The organism is Microbacterium sp. Root553 (assembly GCF_001426995.1).
Lineage (GTDB): Bacteria > Actinomycetota > Actinomycetes > Actinomycetales > Microbacteriaceae > Microbacterium.
Map to the genome: position 1 here is coordinate 1,059,468 of NZ_LMFY01000001.1, position 18,059 is coordinate 1,077,526.

Genomic DNA, 18,059 nt, shown 5'->3' on the forward strand with positions numbered 1-18,059 from the left:
GGGTCAGCGCGCCGGCGGTGCCGTCGTCGTTCCCTCGCGGAACCGGCACGTCAGGTGCAGCGTGAGTCCGGTCTCGCCCTGCAGCATCCGGGCGACCTGCTCGCCGGCCGCACGCCCCTTCTCGACAGCCGGCTGCACGCTCGTCGTGAGCACGAGATCGCCGAGGCCGTCTGCGGCGATCCCGTCGAATCCGGCCACCGAGAGATCCTCGGGCACACGCAGTCCGAGTTCCTCTGCCGCACGGATGACGCCGACCGCGATCAGGTCGCTCTGCGCGAGGATCGCCGTCGGTCGCGTGGCGGGATCCGCGAGCAGCATCCGACCGGCGAGCAGTCCCTCGTCGATCAGGCTGCCGCCCGCCGAGATCGCGGGAGCCGTCGGGAACACCTCGCGCATACCGGCGAGGCGATCGACCGTGACGTCGACCGTCGCCGCGGCGATGCGCTCCTGCGTCACCGGTGCTCGTTCTCCCTCGGTGTCGAGGGGCAGGGTCACCAGGGCGACCTCGCGGTGTCCGAGGTCGTACAGGTGGCGCGCGACATCGGCGGCCGCGGCGGTGTTGTCGAGGGTGATCCTCGGGATCCCCTCGCCCGCATCGCCTTCGATCACCACGACCGGAAGCCCGCGGCTGCGGACGATGTCGAGCGATGCCTTGGTGCGACCCGAGCAGCCGATCAGAACGACCGCATCGACCGGCGCATTCGAGAGAGGGGAGCCGTCGTCGCCCGGGTCGTCTCGCATGAGGAGGATGCCGGCGCTCATATCCGCGAGTCCGTCGGTCAGGCCGTCCATCATCGCAGTGGTCACCGGATCGAGGAACGCCGCGCGCAGGTGCCCCTCGAGCACGACCGCGACGATGCCGCTGCGTCCGCGCCGCAGCGAGGCCGCACGAGGGTCGGGACCCGCGTAGCCGAGGTCGGCCGCCACCGCGAGCACCCGCTCCCGAGTGGCGGGGGCCACGCTCGCCTTGCCGCTGAAGACGACGGATGCCGTCGACGTGGCCACCCCTGCCGCGCGGGCGACGTCGGCGATCGTCGCGCGGCGCGGGGTGTCGTGACTGGTCATACTCCGAGGATAGCTCCCCCGGGTTCCGCGCGATCGAATCGATTCGATATGCTGATCCGATGGACACGGCTCTCTCCCGGTCGCAGTATGTGCGCTGGCGCACGGCGATCTTCGCGATCTTCCTCGCCAGCGGTCTGTCGATCGCCACCTGGGCGTCGCGGGTCCCCGACATCAAGCTCGCCCTCGAGGTCGACAAGGCGCAGGTCGGCATGCTGCTGCTCGGCGCCGGGATCGCGTCCATCATCGGCATCTCGACGAGCCCCGCGATCATGGCGCGCACCGGTGCGCGCACCGGGATGATGGTCTCGATCTTCACCTTCGCCTCGGGCGTCGCCCTGATCGGGATCGGCACGAACGTCGTCGGCTCGTATTCGGTGGTGCTGATCGGCCTGGTGCTCTTCGGCCTCGGCAACGGATGCGTCGACGTCATGATGAACGTCGAGGCCACGGCGATCGAGCAGCACTCGGGCAAGACGATCCTCCCGCTGTTCCACGCCTTCTTCAGCTTCGGCACGGTCATCGGAGCCGGGCTCGGAGCACTCGCCGCGCAGCTGCAGATCACTGTCTTCACGCACACCCTCGTCATCGCGGTGCTGATCGCCGCGATCGGCGTCGTCAGCATCGCCAGCGTTCCCCGACGCCAGGAGGCGCTCGATCCGAGCGAGGGCGACGGCGAGAAGCGGCGCTGGCGCGAGCGGATGCACGTCGCGATGTCGGCCTGGCGAGAGCCGCGCACCTACGCGATCGGCGTGGTCATGCTCGGGATGTCGTTCGCCGAGGGCGGGGCCAATGACTGGCTCGCGCTCGGCGTCGCCGAAGATCACGGCGGCGGAACGGCCCTCGGTGCGGCCGCCCTCGCCACCTTCTCCGTCGCGATGACCGTCGTGCGCATCTTCGGCGGACCTCTCGTCGACCGCTTCGGCCGCGTGGCGGTGCTGCGCATCCTCGCGGTGGCCGCGGCATCCGGCATCCTGCTGTTCATCCTCGCGCCGAGTCTGCCGCTGGTGTTCGTGGGAGCAGCCCTGTGGGGCGTGGGCGCCTCGCTCGGGTTCCCCCTGGGCATGTCCGCCGCCGCCGACGACCCGGCCAAGGCGGCCGCGCGGGTCAGCGCCGCGGCGACCATCGGCTACATCTCCTTCCTGGGCGGCCCGCCGGTCCTCGGCTTCATCAGCGAACACATCGGCCTGCTCAACACCCTGTTCATCCTCGTCGCCCTCGTCGTCATGTCCGGTCTGTTCTCGGGCGCCGCGCGCCCGCTGCGCCACGACGAGATGTCAGCAGAGCCTGTGTCCGCGACGAAGGACTGAACGTCAGCGTGTGACCAGAAGGCGCGGCGTCGGGCCTTCGAGCCGCGCGATCGCGATCTTCACCTCGCCGATATCCATCTCCAGTCGGTCGAACCGTGCATCCGCACGCTGCTCCGCCCTCGCGAACCGCGCATCCATCCGCTGCTCCGCCCGCTCGAACCGCGCATCCATCCGCTGCTCGAAACTCTCGAACCGCGCGTCCGTCTGCAGTTCCGCCCGCTCGAACCGGGCATCCATCCGCTGTTCGAAACTCTCGAACCGTGCGTCCGTGCGGGTGATCATCCACCCGAACCCGGCGGCGAGTCCCAGCAGCGTCGATGCGACGGTCACGATCATCGTCACCAGTTCGATCGACACGGTCATCTCCTCATCCTCGGTCTGCTCGCCCAGAATGTCAGGATCCAGTGCGGCACGATCGCGGAAGATGGCGGCGGCACGGGAGATGGGGAAACACCGGCGACCGACACCGTCGCCGCAGGAGGAGTGCGTCCGACGAAGTAGGCTCGAACGGTGCGTCTCGTCATCGCCCGCTGCTCCGTGGATTACACCGGGCGGCTCAATGCCCATCTCCCGCTCGCGACACGTCTTCTCGTGCACAAGGGCGACGGGAGTCTGCTCGTGCACTCGGACGGCGGCAGCTACAAGCCGCTGAACTGGATGAGCCCGCCGTGCTCCCTCTCTTCCGAGGAGCCCGGCGAGGAGGAGTCGATCGCCGGCGTCACCGAGGTCTGGCGTGTCACGCACAAGAAGACCGGCGATGCCCTGCGTGTGCAGATCTACGAGATCCTGCACGACACGCAGCACGACCTCGGGATCGACCCCGGGCTGCAGAAGGACGGTGTCGAAGCCGACCTGCAGCGTCTGCTGGCCGAGCAGGTCGACCGCATCTCCGACGGCGCGACGCTCGTCCGTCGCGAGTATCCGACGGCGATCGGTCCGGTCGACCTTCTCGTGCGGGATGCCGACGGTGCCGCGATCGCCGTCGAGATCAAGCGCCGCGGTGACATCGACGGCGTCGAGCAGCTGACCAGATATCTCGAGCTGCTCGGCCGCGACCCGCACCTCGCCCCCGTGCAGGGGGTCTTCGCGGCCCAGGAGATCAAGCCACAGGCGCGCGTGCTCGCCGAAGACCGCGGCATCCGCTGCCTCGTGCTCGACTACGACGACATGAAGGGCATCGAGTCCGGCATCCCGCGTCTGTTCTGACCCCGTCTGCACAGATGTTCACCGCGGTCGGTCGCATCTCCCGCTGCCCATAGGCTGGAAGGCATGGCTTCTTCCCCCTATTCGTGTGTGCTCTGGGACGTCGACGGCACGATCGCCGACGCATCGGTCGGCATCCTGCGCCGTCTGAATGTCGCTCTCACGCACTTCGGACACCCGGCGCCGACGAGGGAAGAGCTGGTGCACTGGATCGGTCCGCCGATGTTCCAGTCCTTCCAGGCGCAGGCGGGCATGACCCCCGAGGAGTCCGCCGAGGCCGTGAGCTTCTACCGCACCCTGGGCAAGGCGGACGGGTACACGACCGACGTCGCGACCTACCCCGGCGTGCCCGAGATCATCCGTGATCTGCACGCCGCCGGTGTTCCTCAGGCGACGGCGAGCTCGAAGCCCGAGATCCAGGTCGATGCGATCATCGACTTCTTCGCGCTGCGGCCGTACTTCCTCACCACGGTCGGAGCCACCCCCGACGAATCGACCCTCGCCTCGAAGACCGACATCGTGGCTGAGGCGCTGCGTCGTCTCGCCGAGCGTGGCGCAGACGTGTCACGGCCGGTGCTGATCGGCGACCGTCACCACGACGTCGAGGGCGGCAACGCGAACGGCGTGCCCGTGGTCTTCGTCGAGTGGGGTTTCAGCGACACGCATGAAGGCGATGAGGCGGCCTTCCGCGCAGCATCCGCCGACGAACTGCGCGCACTGCTTCTGAACTGACCGCGGGCTCGCCGCCTCGGGAGGAGGACTCTCCCTGGGGAGGATCCTCGGCCCGCACGCATCCTCCCGTCAGACAGATCTCCTCCCGAGAGGGCGGGAGAACACAGCTGAATCCCGCCCACAAAGCACAGAGCTCCCCGCCGAGCGGCCGCGACGGATCGCAACCCCCGGTCGGGGAGCTCTATGGACGTCCGCTCTCAGAGCGGACGGATGTTCTCAGCCTGCAGGCCCTTGGGGCCCTGCGCCACGTCGAACTCGACTCGCTGGTTCTCTTCGAGAGAGCGGTAGCCGGATGACTCGATGGCGGAGTAGTGCGCGAAAACGTCAGCGCCGCCGTCGTCGGGGGAGATGAAGCCGAAGCCCTTCTCCGAGTTGAACCACTTAACCGTGCCCTGGGTGCTCATGTACTGCCTGTTCTGCTGGAAAGAAGCCGACGCAGGATGCCCCGACGTGCTCCACGCTAGTGGAGCAGGCGCTGAGCGGAAGTCCCGAGATCAGCCCGTAACCCAAATGTTGCACGAGCGGTAATGGAAGGTCATCCGTCGGGCGCGCGGAGCCGCCCGGAAAATGGTGTGGCCCTCACCGCGGGGGGAGCGATGAGGGCCGAAGACGACCGGAGGGTGCGTCAGATTCCAGACTAACCCCTCCGGAACCGTTTTGTCCCCCATTTGGGGGACAAAACCGAAAATCATCAGAGGATCGCCGATAGCGGCCCTCTCGAGCGGCCCGTTGGGGACAGAACCGCTCGAGAGGGCCCAATCGCATGCACGGATCGCCTTGCCTCTGGGGAAGGCGGTCCGTCTCTGGGGAAGACGGAGGCGATCGATCCCCTGTGCATGCATCTTCACCATAAGGGAGTGGATGCGGCTTCGCCATGGGGTTGCATCCCGGCATTTCGAGGAGAGCGTCGGCGAGTAGCCTGGTGCGGTGACCATGCTGAACAAGGACATGACGCTGTGCATCTCGCTCTCGGCGCGCCCGAGCAACAACGGCACCCGGTTCCACAACCGCCTCTACGAGGAGCTCGGCCTCAACTGGATCTACAAGGCCTTCGCCCCCACCGACCTCGCCCAGGCGATCGCGGGTGTGCGCGGACTCGGCATCCGGGGATGCGCGATCTCCATGCCCTATAAAGAGGACGTCATCGCACTGGTGGATCGGATGGATCCCTCCGCGACCGCGATCGACTCCGTGAACACGATCGTGAACGACGAGGGCGTGCTCACCGCGTACAACACCGACTACAGCGCGATCGCCCAGCTGATCGAGCAGAACAGCCTCGACCCCGCGGCATCCGTCCTGCTGCGCGGGTCCGGCGGGATGGCGAAGGCGACCGCGGCCGCGTTCCGCGACGCCGAATTCACCCGCGTCACGGTCGCCGCGCGCAACGAGGGCCGCGGCCGCGCGCTGGCCGATCTGTACGGCTTCGACTGGACGGCGGATGCCGAGGCGGTGACCGCGGACGTGATCGTCAACATCACCCCGATCGGCATGGCCGGAGGTGCGGACGAGCACGCCGTGTCGTTCACCGACGCGCAGATCGCCGCCGCATCGGTGGTCTTCGATGTGGTCGCCCTCCCCGCGGAGACCCCGCTGATCACCGCGGCCCGGGCGGCCGGCAAGACGGTCATCACCGGTGCCGAGGTCGCGACGCTGCAGGCGCTCGAGCAGTTCGTGCTCTACACCGGCATCCGTCCCTCTGCCGAGCAGGTGCAGGCCGCCGAGGAGTTCATGCGGGCCCAGTGAGCGGCCCAGTGAGCGGCGGGGCGGGAGTGCGCGTTCACGCAGAACTCAGACGAGCCGGCCCGGCTCAGCGCGTCGGAACGGCCGCATCGACGACCTGACCGTCGACGAGGTGCAGCACCCCGTGCATGCGCGGGAGATGCACGAGGTCGTGCGTGACCAGCAGCGTGGACGTGTTTCGTTCGTCCGTGAGCCGCAGGATGAGATCGATGATCCTGGCCCCGCGTTCCTGATCGAGAGCGCTGGTGGGCTCGTCGACCAGGAGCACGCTCGGATCGTTCATGAGCGCTCGAGCGATGTTGACGCGCTGACGCTGTCCGCCGGAGAGCTGGTGCGGCCTCTTGTGCGCGTGCGCGGAGAGGCCGACCGCAAAGAGCAGCTCCTCCGCGCGAGCGGTCGTCTCGGCGCGACCGTGTCGACTGCGCGGAGCACCGAGCTCGTTCATGACGCTCAGCTGCTCGCGGGCGGTCAAGGACGGGATGAGGTTGGGCTGCTGGAAGACGATTCCGATCCGGTCCCGCCTCAGACGCGTCGCCTCGGCTGCGCTGAGCCCCGTGACGTCATGCCCGTCGATGAGGATCTCGCCGGAATCCGGACGCAAGAGGGTGCCGGCGACGGCGAGCAGACTCGACTTGCCCGAGCCGCTGGGCCCCGTGATGCCGGTGACCGTTCCCGGGTGGGCGGTGACGGAGACGCCGTCCACGGCGGTCACGCGGGAGTCCCCGTCGGGGAAGGTCAGGGTGATGTCGGTCAGGCGGATCATCGGTTGCTCCCGAGTGCGGTGAGGGGGTCGGCGGAGGTGACGGATCGCAGGGCGAACGCGGCGCCCGCGAGGCCGAGGGCGATCATGATCCCGCCGGGAACGATGGTCGTGACGGGGCTCAGCAGGAACGGAAGAGCGGTGCCGGCGAGCAGGCCCAGCACGGTGACCAGCCCCAGCCCCACTCCGATGCCCACCAGAAGGACGATCAGCGCCTGACCCAGCGCGTCGCGGATCAGGGACCGCGTGCTCGCCCCGAGCGCTTTGAGGACGGCGACGTCGCCCTTGCGCTGCATGGTCCAGACGGTGAAGAACGCCCCGATGACGAGTCCCGAGATGCCGAAGAGCATGGCCACCATGAGCAGGAGCGATCCGATCTCGGAGCGGAAGGCGCTCAGGGCTGTCAGCGATCCCAGGGTGGTCTCGGAGATCGTGTCGTTCGCCGCGTCCGCAGCATCCCCATCGGGGGCGCCCGAGACGACGAGGACCGTGGCGTAGGCATCGGGGTTGCCGGTGGATGCCGAGTACGCCTGCCAGTCGTGCAGGGTCATCTGCACGACCGGGGTGTGGCTGTACCACGCGTCTCCCTCGACCGTCTCGACGTCGTAGGAGACGCCGGCGATCTCGATCTGCTCTCCGGCCTTCACGGCGAGCGCCTCAGCGGCGGGCACCGACAGTCGCAGCCGACCGTCTGCGGAGGGCGCATCGGCGTCGAACCCCGGCTCGACACCGAACACCGCGATCGCCGCACGGGTGTCGGCGGTCTCGGCACGGGTCTGGCTGATGCCGAGGGGGCGTGCGTCGGTCACCCCGGCCGTCGCCGCCCAGTCGATCGCCTGCTGCTCGGTGATCGCGGAGTCGGCGAAACTGGCCGCAGCGTCTCCGCCGGAGGGCGAGGAGAACACGATCCTGTCTCCGGGCAGCGCGAGCACGGCCGAGACGTTCTGGATGGCGAGGCCGCCCGTCAGTCCGCTGAGGAACCCGACGAGAAGGGTGATGAGGGCGACGGCCGAGCCGATGAGGATGAATCGCCCCTTGGCGAAGCGGAGATCGCGTAACGCGACGAACATGGTGTGGCCTTTCCTGTCGCCGATGCGGCGACCATTCCACTTTCGCCGCGGGCGTCATCCTGGTCATCCGCCACCGGGACGAGCTTTCGCGCCCAGGATGAGGACGCCTCGATCGTCCTTTCGGACGATGCGGCCGCTCGGCGCCGCGGCGTAGAGTTCGATCCATGGCGCATACCGCTCTGACCCCGGTGTTCGTGGGTCTGCGGACGGGTCTGCACGTTCTCTTCTTCGCCCTGACGGGGCTCGTCATCGCCCGCGCGGTGCTCGACCCGTCGGATTCGAGCGTCGCCGCGACGGCGTTGGCGCTGATCGTCGGCGTCACTTACGCCTCGGGCATGCTGCTCGCTCGCCTCTCGCGCGGCCGACGGCCGGTGACACTGATCTGGTTGGCACTCCTTTCCGCAGAGTGGCTCTGCCTGCTCTGGATGAGCGCCGATGCCGCCTACCTCGTCTTCCCCCTGTTCTTCCTGTTCCTCCATCTGCTGGGGCGTTGGATGGGATCCGCAGCCATCCTCGCGGCGACGGTCGTCGCGGTGTGCGCACTCGGCATCCACGGCGGGTGGAGCGTCGGCGGCGTCGTCGGTCCGTTCGTCGGCGCCGGCGTCGCCCTGCTGATCGGCCTCGGCTACCAGGCTCTGGCGAAGGAGGCCCAGCAGCGCGAAGCGCTGGTCACCGAACTGCTCGCGACCCGTGGACAGTTGGCTGCACAGGAACACGAATCAGGCGTGCTCGCTGAACGCGCGCGGCTCGCTCGTGAGATCCACGACACGCTCGCGCAAGGACTCTCCAGCATCCAGATGCTGCTGCACGCCGCGGAACGCGCCGACGATACGCGCCCGGGGATCGAGCACATTCGCCTCGCCCGCGAGACCGCTGCCGCGAATCTCATCGAGGCGCGGCGATTCATCCGCGAGCTGACACCTCCCCAGCTCGACGATCAGACCCTCGGTGGGGCGCTGCGTCGGCTGGCGCGCACGCAGTGGGCGACGCAGGGACTCGACGTGCAGGTGCGGGTCTCCGATACCGTCGTCCTACCCATGCATCTGCAGACGGCACTGCTGCGCATCACGCAGGGTGCGATCGCCAACGTCCTCCAGCACGCCCACGCGACCACGGCGTCGGTCGCCATCGGCATCGAGGGCGACACCCTCCGTTTCACCGTCGAGGACGACGGCACCGGTTTCGACGCGGAGCTTCCTGAACCAGGGACCGCCGGGAAGTCGGACTCCTTCGGCCTGCGCGCCACCGCCGAGCGAGTGCATCAGCTGGGGGGACGGCTCGATATCGACACCGCGTCGGGTCGAGGAACGACACTCACCGTCGATCTGCCCCTGACGGAGTTCGCATGATCCGCCTCGTCATCGCCGACGATCACCCCATCGTGCGGGCGGGCCTCGCCGCCCTGTTCAGTCTCGAAGCGGATCTCGAGGTGGTCGCCGAGGCAGGCACACCCGAAGAGGCCGTGACCTGCGCCGAGCGCGAGAATCCCGACGTGGTGCTGATGGACCTGCAGTTCGGCGCCCAGTCCCCGACCACGGGTGTGGACGCGACCCGACGCATCCGTGCGCTCGAGGCTCCGCCCTACGTGCTCGTGCTCACGAACTACGACTCGGATGCCGACATCCTCGGCGCCGTCGAGGCCGGCGCGAGCGGCTATCTGCTGAAGGACGCGCCGCCGCACGAGCTGACCGCCGCCGTGCGCGCAGCGGCCGCCGGAGAGAGCGCACTCGCTCCGGTGATCGCCTCCCGTCTGCTGGATCGCATGCGCGCACCCCGTGTCAGCCTCAGCAGCCGTGAGATCGAGGTGCTCGAACTCGTCGCCGCCGGGCGCTCGAACAGCGAGGTGGCTGACCTGCTCTTCGTCAGCGAGCGGACCGTGAAGTCGCATCTCGCGCACATCTTCTCGAAGCTCGATGTCAGCTCACGCACCGCCGCGGTCTCGGCGGCGCGCCAGAAGGGAATCCTCCGCTGACACCCGGTGTGTCGCGGACCTCAGATGTCTTAGACGGCGCGTCGATGCGCGACACGGACGACCGTCACGAGCACCTGCTCATCGATGACCTCGTAGAGAACCCGATAGTCGCCGACTCGTATTCTCCGGGCGTCGTCGCGAGGACGCACCCCTCAGGCGGCAGGAGCGGCCGTCGACGCGCGCACGATCAGCTGAGACCCGAGGGTCACGACGTCGTCGATCGCGGTGCCGCTCATGGCCTGCAGCAGCAGGTCGACCGCGAGTGCGCCGCTGCGCTCGATCGGCATCCGCACCGTGGTGAGCGCGGGGGTGACCGCACCCGCGAGATCGATGTCGTCGATGCCGACGATGCTGATGTCGGCGGGGCAGCGCTTGCCGAGTTCGAGCAGCCCCGCCTCGAGTCCGAGAGCGACGAGGTCGTTGTAGGCGATCACGGCCGTGGCTCCGCTCGCGGCGGCCGGGGCAGCGGCGGCTCGGCCGCCCTGGATCGACGCGGCGTGATGGCTGAGTCCGGTGAGGAGGATCCCGTGTCGCTCGCACGCACGGGCCACGGTGTCGGCACGGCGCGCGTCCGCCCAGGAACCACGGGGTCCCGCGGCGTAGGCGATGTGCGTGTGCCCCAGGGCCGCGAGATGCTCGATGGCCTGAGCCGGTCCGTGCTCGGTGTCCATCAGCACGCAGGGCGCGCCGTCGATCTGGCGGTTGACGATGACGCACGGGGTGTCGCCGACGAGCTCGAGCACATCGGCGTCGGGCAGACGCGGACTGCACAGCAGCATGCCGTCGAGCTTGCGCGCCTGCTCGATCTGCTCGCGCTCGCGACGCAGGTCCTCGTCGGCGTCGAACAGCACGATGCGGTGACGCCCGTGCCAGGCCTGGCCCTGCACGGCCTTGAGGAGAGTGGCGTAGACAGGGTTGGCGACGTCGGGAACGACGACCCCGAAGGTGCGGGTCGCGGTGGCCTGCTGCGACGCGGCGTACCCGAGTTCACCCGCCGCCTCGAGAACGCGGCCGAGCGTGTTCGGGGCGAGGCGATCCGGCTCTCCGAAGGCGCGGGAGGCGGTGGCGATCGACACGCCTGCGCGCCGTGCCACATCCGTCAGCGTCGCCGCCATGTCGACCTCCCACCCTCGCAGGCAATCCTACGATCCCCCCTCCCGATGTAAAACCGGTTGACAAGTTTGTACAAACAATGCACACTGATTTTCATGACGATCAACGCCGATCACCCTCAGCGGTGCGCGGCCCCGAGCGAAGGAGCCACCGCGTGAGCGACGACACACCGGTCCTGCGCCGCACCACCCCCGCGAGCGCCATCCCCGGAGCCGCCCCCTCGGCTGCCGGCATCCTGCACCTCGGACTCGGAAGCTTCCACCGTGCGCACCAGGCCGTCTACACGGCAGCCGCCCTGCAGTCCGCCGGCGGCGACTGGGGGATCATCGGCGTCGCCTCGCGTTCCCGCTCCATCGTCGACGCGATGCACGCGCAGGACATGCTCTACTCGGTCGCCACCATCTCGCCCGGCAGCACCTCCCTGAGTATCCCCGGCGTGCACACCGATGCCTTCGTCGGCGCGGAGCAGCCCGAGCGCGTCGTCGCGCAGATCGCCGACGACGGCATCCGCATCGTGACGCTGACGGTGACCGAGAAGGGCTACAGCTACTCCCCCGCGTCGCAGGCGCTCGACCTCGACGACGACACCGTGCGCGCCGACCTCCGCGGCGGTGCCCCCCGTTCGACCATCGGCCAGCTCGCCCGCGGGCTGCAGGCGAGAGCCGCCGCAGGCGGTGCCCCCCTCTCGATCCTCAGCTGCGACAACCTGTCGGCCAACGGCGCGCACACCGAGAAGCTCGTCCGCGAGTTCCTCACCGAACTGCCCGGCTCGGAGGGCTCCGACGCACTCGCGTTCCTCGACCGCGCCGTGACGTTCCCCTCCAGCATGGTCGACCGCATCGTGCCGTCGACCACCGCCGAGCTGCGCACCCGCGTCAGCACCCTGCTCGGCGCCCGCGACGAGATCCCCGTGCCCGCCGAGCCGTTCACGATGTGGGCGATCGAAGACCGCTTCGCCGGCGGCCGCCCCGCGTGGGAGGCCGGCGGCGCCGTCTTCACCGACGAGGTCGGACGCTACGAGCAGATGAAGGTGCGGCTGCTCAACGGCACGCACTCCCTCATCGCCTACCTCGGTGCTCTGAGCGGAGCGGCCACGATCCCCGAGGCGATCGGACTCGACGGCATCGAGAGCGCCGCGCGCGCCGTGCTGCGTGACGAGTACGAGCCCTCGATCGAGGTGCCCTCCGGCGTCGACATCCGTGCGTACGAGAGCGAGCTGTTCGAGCGCTGGGCCAACAGCGCGCTGGGCCACCGCACCAGCCAGGTCGGCACCGACGGCTCGGTCAAGCTGCGCCAGCGCATCCCCGAGCCGGCACTGCTCGCTCTCGGAAAGGGCGAGATGCCGCACCTGATCGCTCTGACGGTCGCCGGCTACCTCTCGTGCATCGCTCCGCTGCCCGGGTTCGACCCCGGCCTGCACGCCGCCGCGATGACCGACGGCGCCCGCGAGCGCCTCGCCGGATTCGCGGCAAGCGCCCGCACCGGTCGTGAGCTCGCACAGCGCGTGATCGGCGACCTGCACCTGTTCGGTGATGGACTCGGATCTCAGGATGCGTTCATCGCCCGCGTCGGCGAGCTCGTCGACATCATCCGGCGATGCGGCGTCGAGGTCGCGATCGCGGATGCCGTCTCGGCATCCCGGACCACCGCATCATCACTCATCAGCGCAGAGGAGCTGCAGCCATGAAGTCTCTCGCCATCCACGGCAAGGAAGACATCCGCTGGGAGGACCGCGAGGTCCCGACCCCCGGTGAGGGCGAGGTACGCCTCCGCGTGAACTACGTCGGCATCTGCGGGTCCGACCTGCACTACTACTTCCACGGCGCCAACGGCGAGTACACGATCCGCGAGCCCCTGACCCCCGGTCACGAGCTCTCCGGCGTCGTCGACCTCGATCCGTCCGGGCGCCTCGCACCCGGCACACCGGTGACCGTGCACCCCGCCCGCTACGGACCCGAGGTCCCGGGCCTCGAGAACCGTCCGCACCTGCGCTCCGGGGGCGACTACCTCGGCAGCGCCGCGGCGGACCCGCACCGTCAGGGCGGAGCATCCGAGCTCCTGCTCGTCGAAGACCACATGATCCGCGTGCTGCCGGCCTCCCTTCCGCTCGAGCGTGCGGCCCTCGCCGAGCCGCTGGCCGTCGCGATCCACGCCGTGAGCCTCGCCGGTGACATCACCGGCATGCGCGTGCTCGTGATCGGGGCCGGCCCCATCGGCCTGCTCGTCGTGGCCGCCGCGGTCAACGCCGGAGCATCCGTCGTGGGCGCCAGCGATGTGCGCGCCGAGCCCCTCGACCGCGCGCAGGCACTCGGCGCGACCGAGGTCTCGCTCGTCGGCCGCGACACGATCGAGAACGAGTCGTACGACGTCGTCTTCGAGTGCTCCGGCGTCGGAGTCGCGCTCTCCTCGGCCGTCCGCGCGGCCCGCCGCGCCGGCACCATCGTGCAGGTCGGGATGCTGCCCAACGCCGACATCGGAGTGAACCTCGCCCCGATGCTCGCCAAGGAGCTCACGATCCGCGGTGCGTTCCGCTTCTCCACCGAGATCGACGATGCGATCGCCCTGCTCGCCGAGTCCGACGCGCTCGACTCCGTCATCTCCCACGTCATCCCGGCATCCGACGCCGTCGAGGCCCTCCAGCTCGCTCGCGACTCGTCCGCCTCGGCGAAGGTCCTGCTGTCCCTCTAGCCACACCCCTCCGCGCCCCCGCGCACCCCACCTGTTCCCGGTCCGAAGGAGTACCTCCCATGTCAGAAGCCCCGACGACGACCCCGGCCGTCGATCCCGCCGAGAAGAGGTCGGTGCGCGACCTCGTGCGCGCAGCCATCTCCGGATGGCTCGGCACCGCCCTCGAGTTCATGGACTACCAGCTCTACTCGCTGGCCGCCGCGCTCGTGTTCGCCGACCTGTTCTTCTCGTCCGAGAACCCCGCGGTCGCGGTCGTCGCCGCGATGGCCACCTACGGTGTCGGCTACGTCGCGCGTCCCGTCGGCGCGTTCTTCTTCGCCCGTCTCGGCGACAAGACCGGCCGCACGAAGGTGCTGTTCTACACGATCCTGCTGATGGGTCTCGCGACCACCCTGATCGGCTTCCTGCCCACGTACAACCAGGTGGGTGTGCTCGCGCCGATCCTCCTCGTGCTGCTGCGCATCGCGCAGGGCTTCGGTGCGGGTGCCGAGATCTCGGGCGCGGGCGTCATGCTCGCCGAGTACGCACCGGCGAAGCGCCGCGGCATCATCGCCTCGCTCGTCGCACTGGGCACGAACTGCGGCACGCTGCTCGCCTCGGGCATCTGGGCGATCCTGCTCGTCGCCTACAGCGAGCAGGAAGTCATCGACTGGGCATGGCGCATCCCGTTCATCGGCAGCGCGGTCATCATGCTCTTCGCCATCTGGGTGCGCTTCAACCTCAAGGAGACCCCGGTCTTCGAGGAGCGCGAGGACGTCGTCGACGGCAAGGCCCTCTCCAAGGAGGACACGATCAAGCTCGCCACCGAGACCGGTGACGTGCGCACCCTCGAGGCGATGGAGCGCAAGCCCTGGAAGGCGTTCTCGATCGCCCTCCTGCTGCGTTTCGGCCAGGCCGGCAACTCGGGCATGATCCAGACCTACCTGATCAGCTACATCACCGTCGTGCTGCTGCTCGACCGCTCGATCGGCGTCAACGCCGTGATCGTCTCGTCGCTCGTCGCCTTCATCACCGTCCCGCTCTCGGGCTGGCTCGGCGACAGGTTCGGCCGCAAGCGCATGTACATGATCTGGGCGGTCATCGCACTCATCGTCATCGTCCCGACGATGCTCATGATCAGCAGCGGTGTCACGCTGCAGGTCTTCATCGGCTACGTCGTGCTGCACAACCTCGCGGTGATGAGCTTCGCCTCGCTCGAGAACCTGACGCTCCCCGAGCTGTTCGGTGCGCGCAACCGGTACACGTTCACGGCCATGGCACGCGAGATCGCCGCCATCGTCGCGACCGGCGCGGGCCCGGTCATCGCCGCCGCATGGGTGTCGGCCGCCACCGGCTCGTTCATCCCGATCATCATCATGCTGTTCATCTTCACCCTGAGCGCGCTCATCGCCTCGATCTGGATGCCCGAGGTCGCAGGCCGCGACCTGACGGACCCCCGCGACGCGATCTGATCGCCCCGCACCCACTCGGGGTGCGGCCGCGACACGCGGCCGCACCCCACTCCACCCCCACTGCTGAGGAACCCCCGCAATGACCATCGAGCTCGTCGACGTCACCATCACCAGCCCCGGCCGCAACTTCGTGACGCTGAAGATCACGACCTCCGACGGCATCACCGGCCTCGGTGACGCCACGCTGAACGGCCGCGAGCTCGCGGTCGCCGCCTACCTGTCGGAGCACGTCGCGTCGATGCTCGTCGGCCGCGACGAGGACAGGATCGAAGACACCTGGCAGTACCTCTACCGCGGACCGTACTGGCGTCGCGGCCCTGTGACCATGGCGGCGATCGCCGCGGTCGACATGGCGCTGTGGGACATCAAGGCCAAGAAGGCCGGGATGCCGCTGTACCAGCTGCTCGGCGGCGCCAGCCGGGAGGGCGTGCGGGTGTACGCCCACGCCTCGGGCACCGACTATGCGGCGCTCTCCAACGCGATCACCGGCTACAAGGAGCTCGGCTACACCGCGGTGCGCGTGCAGACCGGCGTGCCGGGTCTCGGTCAGATCTACGGCGTCTCGAACGCCGGACCCGGCGTGCGCTACGACTACGAGCCGGCCAAGCGCTCGGGTGCGCGCCCCGCCGAGGAGACCTGGGACACCCGCAACTACCTCAGCCACATGCCCGGGATCTTCGCCCAGATCCGCGAGGAGTTCGGCACCGATCTGCGCATCCTGCACGACGGACATCACCGGATGTCGCCCATCGAGGCCGCGCGCTTCGCGAAGGACATCGAACCCTACGACCTCTTCTGGCTCGAGGACTGCACCCCCGGCGAGGACCAGACCGCGCTGCGTCTGGTGCGCCAGCACTCCACGACACCCCTCGCGATCGGCGAGGTCTTCAACTCGGTGTACGACTACCAGACGCTGATCACCGAGCGACTGATCGACTACGTGCGCTCGGCCGTCACGCACACCGGTGGCATCACCGCCATGAAGAAGCTGCTCGACTTCGCCGCGATCTACGGCATCAAGTCCGGCATCCACGGACCCACCGACATCTCCCCGGTCGGCATGGCCGCCGCGCTGCACCTCGACCTGGCGATCCACAATTTCGGCATCCAGGAGTACATGCCCCACAATGAGAAGACCCTCGAGGTCTTCCAGACCTCGTTCACCTTCGACGAGGGATTCCTGTACCCCGGTGACCTTCCGGGTCTGGGTGTGGAGCTCGACGAAGAGGCCGCAGCCGCTCACGAATACACCAAGGCGTATCTGCCGGTGAACCGACTTCTCGACGGGACCGTACATGACTGGTGACACCCCCCGCATCGCGCTCCCGCCCCGCTCGGTCGACTCCCGTCTGATCGTCGTCGCCCGTGCGAAGCGGGCGGAGGACTACGACGCCGTTCTCGAGGTGCTGGTCGATGCCGGCATCCGCAGTGTCGAGCTGACGCTCACCACGCCCGGCACGTTCGACCACTTCCCCCGCCTGCTCGCGCAGTTCGGCGAGGTGGCAGACCTCGGCATCGGCACCGTCACGTCGTCGGCCGACCTCGGTCGCGCAGTCGACGCCGGTGCCCACTACCTGGTCACTCCGATCACCTCGACAGCGTTCGTGCAGCAGGCCACGGATGCGGGTGTGCCCATCGTCCCCGGCGGCCTCACCCCGACCGAGCTGTTCGCGTCGTGGTCGGCCGGTGCATCGGCGGTCAAGATCTTCCCCGCAGGACAGGTCGGTCCGGCATACCTGAAGGACCTTCGCGGCCCGTTCCCCGACCTGGTGACCGTGCCGTCGGGCGGCGTCGACCTCGACGGCGCCTCCGCGTGGCTCGCGGCCGGTGCGGTCGCGGTGAGCGTCGGCGGCCCCCTGCTCGGCGACGCCTTCTCGGGCGGCGACCTCACCGCGCTGCGCGACCGGACCCAGGCCTTCGTCGAGGTGTGCGCTCGATGACCTCGCCCTCCGTGGTCACTCTGGGCGAGACCATGGCGCTCATGCGCACGACCGAGATCGGTTCGCTGCGGCATGCTCACGCGATGGCGCTCGGCATCGGAGGCGCGGAGAGCAACGTGGCGATCGGCCTCGCCCGCCTGGGTGTCGCCGTGTCGTGGCTCGGACGGGTGGGCGACGACTCCCTCGGTGAGCGCGTCGCGCGGGACATCAGGGCCGAGGGCGTCGACGCGCGCGTCATCGCCGATGCCGGAGCCCCGACCGGGCTGATGGTGAAGGAGCGACCGTCTGCATCGTCGACGGCCGTGCAGTACTACCGTGCGGGGTCGGCCGGATCCCGACTGCACCCCGACGACCTGCCCGACGGGTGGATTGCCGCCGCCTCGCTGCTGCACCTCACCGGCATCACCGCGCTGCTGTCCGACACCGCGCGTGCAGCGCTGCACTCAGCCATCGATCATGCGCGTGATGCGGGGGCCACCGTCACGTTCGACATCAACTACCGTTCTGCGCTGGCATCGGCCGAGACGGCCGGTCCGGTGCTGCGTGAGATCGCCGAGCGCGCCGACATCGTGTTCGGAGGCGCCGAGGAGTTCGCGATCCTCTACCCGGGGCTGTCGGCCGACGGGGCGGCAGCGCGGCTCCGTTCCGCGGGATGCGCGACGGTCGTGCTCAAGCGCGGCGCGGAGGGCGCGTCGGTCCTCACCGACGGCTCGGTGGTCGATGCACCCGGCTTCTCGATCGATCCGATCGACACGGTCGGTGCAGGAGATGCCTTCGTCGCGGGCTACCTGAGCGGTCTGCTCGACGGCCTCGACGTCGAGCAGACTCTGCAGCGAGCGAACGCGTGCGGCGCGATGGCCTGCCTCGTGCCCGGCGACTGGGAGGCCGCGCCGTCGCTGCGCGACCTCGAGCGCTTCCTCGACGGCGACGCCGACCCGGTGCGACGCTGAACGTCGCACCCGCGGCGGCATCCGGAACTCGGGTCGCCGAATCCCCCCGCACCCCGCTGTTCGCT

Annotated in this window: 19 protein-coding genes; 12 read left to right on the forward strand and 7 right to left on the reverse strand. The window is 69.1% G+C overall.

Annotation, left to right across the window (positions count from 1 at the left end; genetic code table 11):
• Positions 1–3 precede the first annotated feature (3 nt).
• Positions 4–1,065: a LacI family DNA-binding transcriptional regulator gene (locus ASD43_RS04780; RefSeq protein WP_056414260.1), complete on the reverse strand. Its 1,062-nt coding sequence runs from the start codon at positions 1,063–1,065 to the stop codon at positions 4–6.
• Positions 1,066–1,124: 59 nt separating this feature from the next.
• Here ASD43_RS04780 and ASD43_RS04785 point away from each other — a divergent pair, with 59 nt between their 5' ends.
• On the forward strand, positions 1,125–2,372 hold the full coding sequence (locus ASD43_RS04785) for an MFS transporter (protein WP_056414262.1): 1,248 nt from the start codon (positions 1,125–1,127) through the stop codon (positions 2,370–2,372).
• A 3-nt stretch (positions 2,373–2,375) separates the two neighbouring features.
• Here ASD43_RS04785 and ASD43_RS04790 read toward each other — a convergent pair whose 3' ends face one another.
• The gene (locus ASD43_RS04790) at positions 2,376–2,735 is read right to left on the reverse strand and encodes a hypothetical protein (RefSeq protein ID WP_056414265.1); all 360 of its coding nucleotides are present in this window, start codon (positions 2,733–2,735) and stop codon (positions 2,376–2,378) included.
• Between the two features lie 147 nt (positions 2,736–2,882).
• Between ASD43_RS04790 and nucS the strand changes: the two genes are divergently transcribed.
• Positions 2,883–3,578, forward strand: a complete 696-nt coding sequence (gene nucS / locus ASD43_RS04795; RefSeq protein ID WP_045252593.1) for an endonuclease NucS — start codon at positions 2,883–2,885, stop codon at positions 3,576–3,578.
• 63 nt (positions 3,579–3,641) lie between these two features.
• The gene (locus ASD43_RS04800) at positions 3,642–4,307 is read left to right on the forward strand and encodes an HAD hydrolase-like protein (protein ID WP_056414267.1); all 666 of its coding nucleotides are present in this window, start codon (positions 3,642–3,644) and stop codon (positions 4,305–4,307) included.
• Between the two features lie 197 nt (positions 4,308–4,504).
• Here the strand turns inward: ASD43_RS04800 and ASD43_RS04805 are convergent, their stop codons facing one another.
• On the reverse strand, positions 4,505–4,711 hold the full coding sequence (locus ASD43_RS04805; protein ID WP_042540947.1) for a cold-shock protein: 207 nt from the start codon (positions 4,709–4,711) through the stop codon (positions 4,505–4,507).
• Between the two features lie 529 nt (positions 4,712–5,240).
• On the opposite strand from ASD43_RS04805, the gene ASD43_RS04810 reads away from it, so the two are divergent.
• Positions 5,241–6,053: a shikimate 5-dehydrogenase gene (locus ASD43_RS04810; RefSeq protein ID WP_082539437.1), complete on the forward strand. Its 813-nt coding sequence runs from the start codon at positions 5,241–5,243 to the stop codon at positions 6,051–6,053.
• A 64-nt stretch (positions 6,054–6,117) separates the two neighbouring features.
• On the opposite strand, the gene ASD43_RS04815 is transcribed toward ASD43_RS04810, so the two are convergent.
• Both ASD43_RS04815 and ASD43_RS04820 read right to left on the reverse strand, forming a co-directional pair.
• Positions 6,118–6,813, reverse strand: a complete 696-nt coding sequence (locus ASD43_RS04815) for an ABC transporter ATP-binding protein (RefSeq protein WP_056414270.1) — start codon at positions 6,811–6,813, stop codon at positions 6,118–6,120.
• A complete protein-coding gene (locus ASD43_RS04820) occupies positions 6,810–7,880 on the reverse strand; it encodes an ABC transporter permease (protein WP_056414272.1) in 1,071 nt (356 codons plus the stop codon). The genes ASD43_RS04815 and ASD43_RS04820 overlap by 4 nt, the downstream gene beginning before the upstream one ends.
• 164 nt (positions 7,881–8,044) lie before the next feature.
• On the opposite strand from ASD43_RS04820, the gene ASD43_RS04825 reads away from it, so the two are divergent.
• Both ASD43_RS04825 and ASD43_RS04830 read left to right on the forward strand, forming a co-directional pair.
• Positions 8,045–9,229, forward strand: a complete 1,185-nt coding sequence (locus ASD43_RS04825) for a sensor histidine kinase (RefSeq protein WP_056414276.1) — start codon at positions 8,045–8,047, stop codon at positions 9,227–9,229.
• On the forward strand, positions 9,226–9,852 hold the full coding sequence (locus tag ASD43_RS04830) for a response regulator transcription factor (protein WP_056414279.1): 627 nt from the start codon (positions 9,226–9,228) through the stop codon (positions 9,850–9,852). The genes ASD43_RS04825 and ASD43_RS04830 overlap by 4 nt, the downstream gene beginning before the upstream one ends.
• Positions 9,853–9,881: 29 nt before the next feature.
• On the opposite strand, the gene ASD43_RS17590 is transcribed toward ASD43_RS04830, so the two are convergent.
• The gene (locus ASD43_RS17590) at positions 9,882–10,001 is read right to left on the reverse strand and encodes a type II toxin-antitoxin system RelE family toxin (protein WP_082539261.1); all 120 of its coding nucleotides are present in this window, start codon (positions 9,999–10,001) and stop codon (positions 9,882–9,884) included.
• Between the two features lie 3 nt (positions 10,002–10,004).
• The gene (locus ASD43_RS04835; protein ID WP_056414281.1) at positions 10,005–10,967 is read right to left on the reverse strand and encodes a LacI family DNA-binding transcriptional regulator; all 963 of its coding nucleotides are present in this window, start codon (positions 10,965–10,967) and stop codon (positions 10,005–10,007) included.
• Positions 10,968–11,119: 152 nt separating this feature from the next.
• On the opposite strand from ASD43_RS04835, the gene ASD43_RS04840 reads away from it, so the two are divergent.
• The 6 genes from ASD43_RS04840 (at position 11,120) to ASD43_RS04865 (ending at position 17,994) form a co-directional block, all read left to right on the forward strand.
• Positions 11,120–12,652: a mannitol dehydrogenase family protein gene (locus ASD43_RS04840; protein WP_235564032.1), complete on the forward strand. Its 1,533-nt coding sequence runs from the start codon at positions 11,120–11,122 to the stop codon at positions 12,650–12,652.
• A complete protein-coding gene (locus ASD43_RS04845; protein ID WP_056414284.1) occupies positions 12,649–13,653 on the forward strand; it encodes an L-idonate 5-dehydrogenase in 1,005 nt (334 codons plus the stop codon). Before ASD43_RS04840 ends, ASD43_RS04845 begins: the two co-directional genes overlap by 4 nt.
• Positions 13,654–13,712: 59 nt before the next feature.
• Entirely contained in the window at positions 13,713–15,104 is a 1,392-nt protein-coding gene (locus tag ASD43_RS04850; protein ID WP_056414288.1) for an MFS transporter, read from the forward strand.
• 79 nt (positions 15,105–15,183) lie between these two features.
• Complete coding sequence (gene manD, locus ASD43_RS04855) at positions 15,184–16,410, forward strand: D-mannonate dehydratase ManD (protein ID WP_056414291.1); 1,227 nt, start codon at positions 15,184–15,186, stop codon at positions 16,408–16,410.
• The gene (locus ASD43_RS04860; RefSeq protein WP_056414294.1) at positions 16,400–17,044 is read left to right on the forward strand and encodes a bifunctional 4-hydroxy-2-oxoglutarate aldolase/2-dehydro-3-deoxy-phosphogluconate aldolase; all 645 of its coding nucleotides are present in this window, start codon (positions 16,400–16,402) and stop codon (positions 17,042–17,044) included. The genes manD and ASD43_RS04860 overlap by 11 nt, the downstream gene beginning before the upstream one ends.
• Positions 17,041–17,994, forward strand: a complete 954-nt coding sequence (locus tag ASD43_RS04865) for a sugar kinase (protein ID WP_056419112.1) — start codon at positions 17,041–17,043, stop codon at positions 17,992–17,994. Before ASD43_RS04860 ends, ASD43_RS04865 begins: the two co-directional genes overlap by 4 nt.
• The last annotated feature ends 65 nt before the right edge of the window (positions 17,995–18,059 follow it).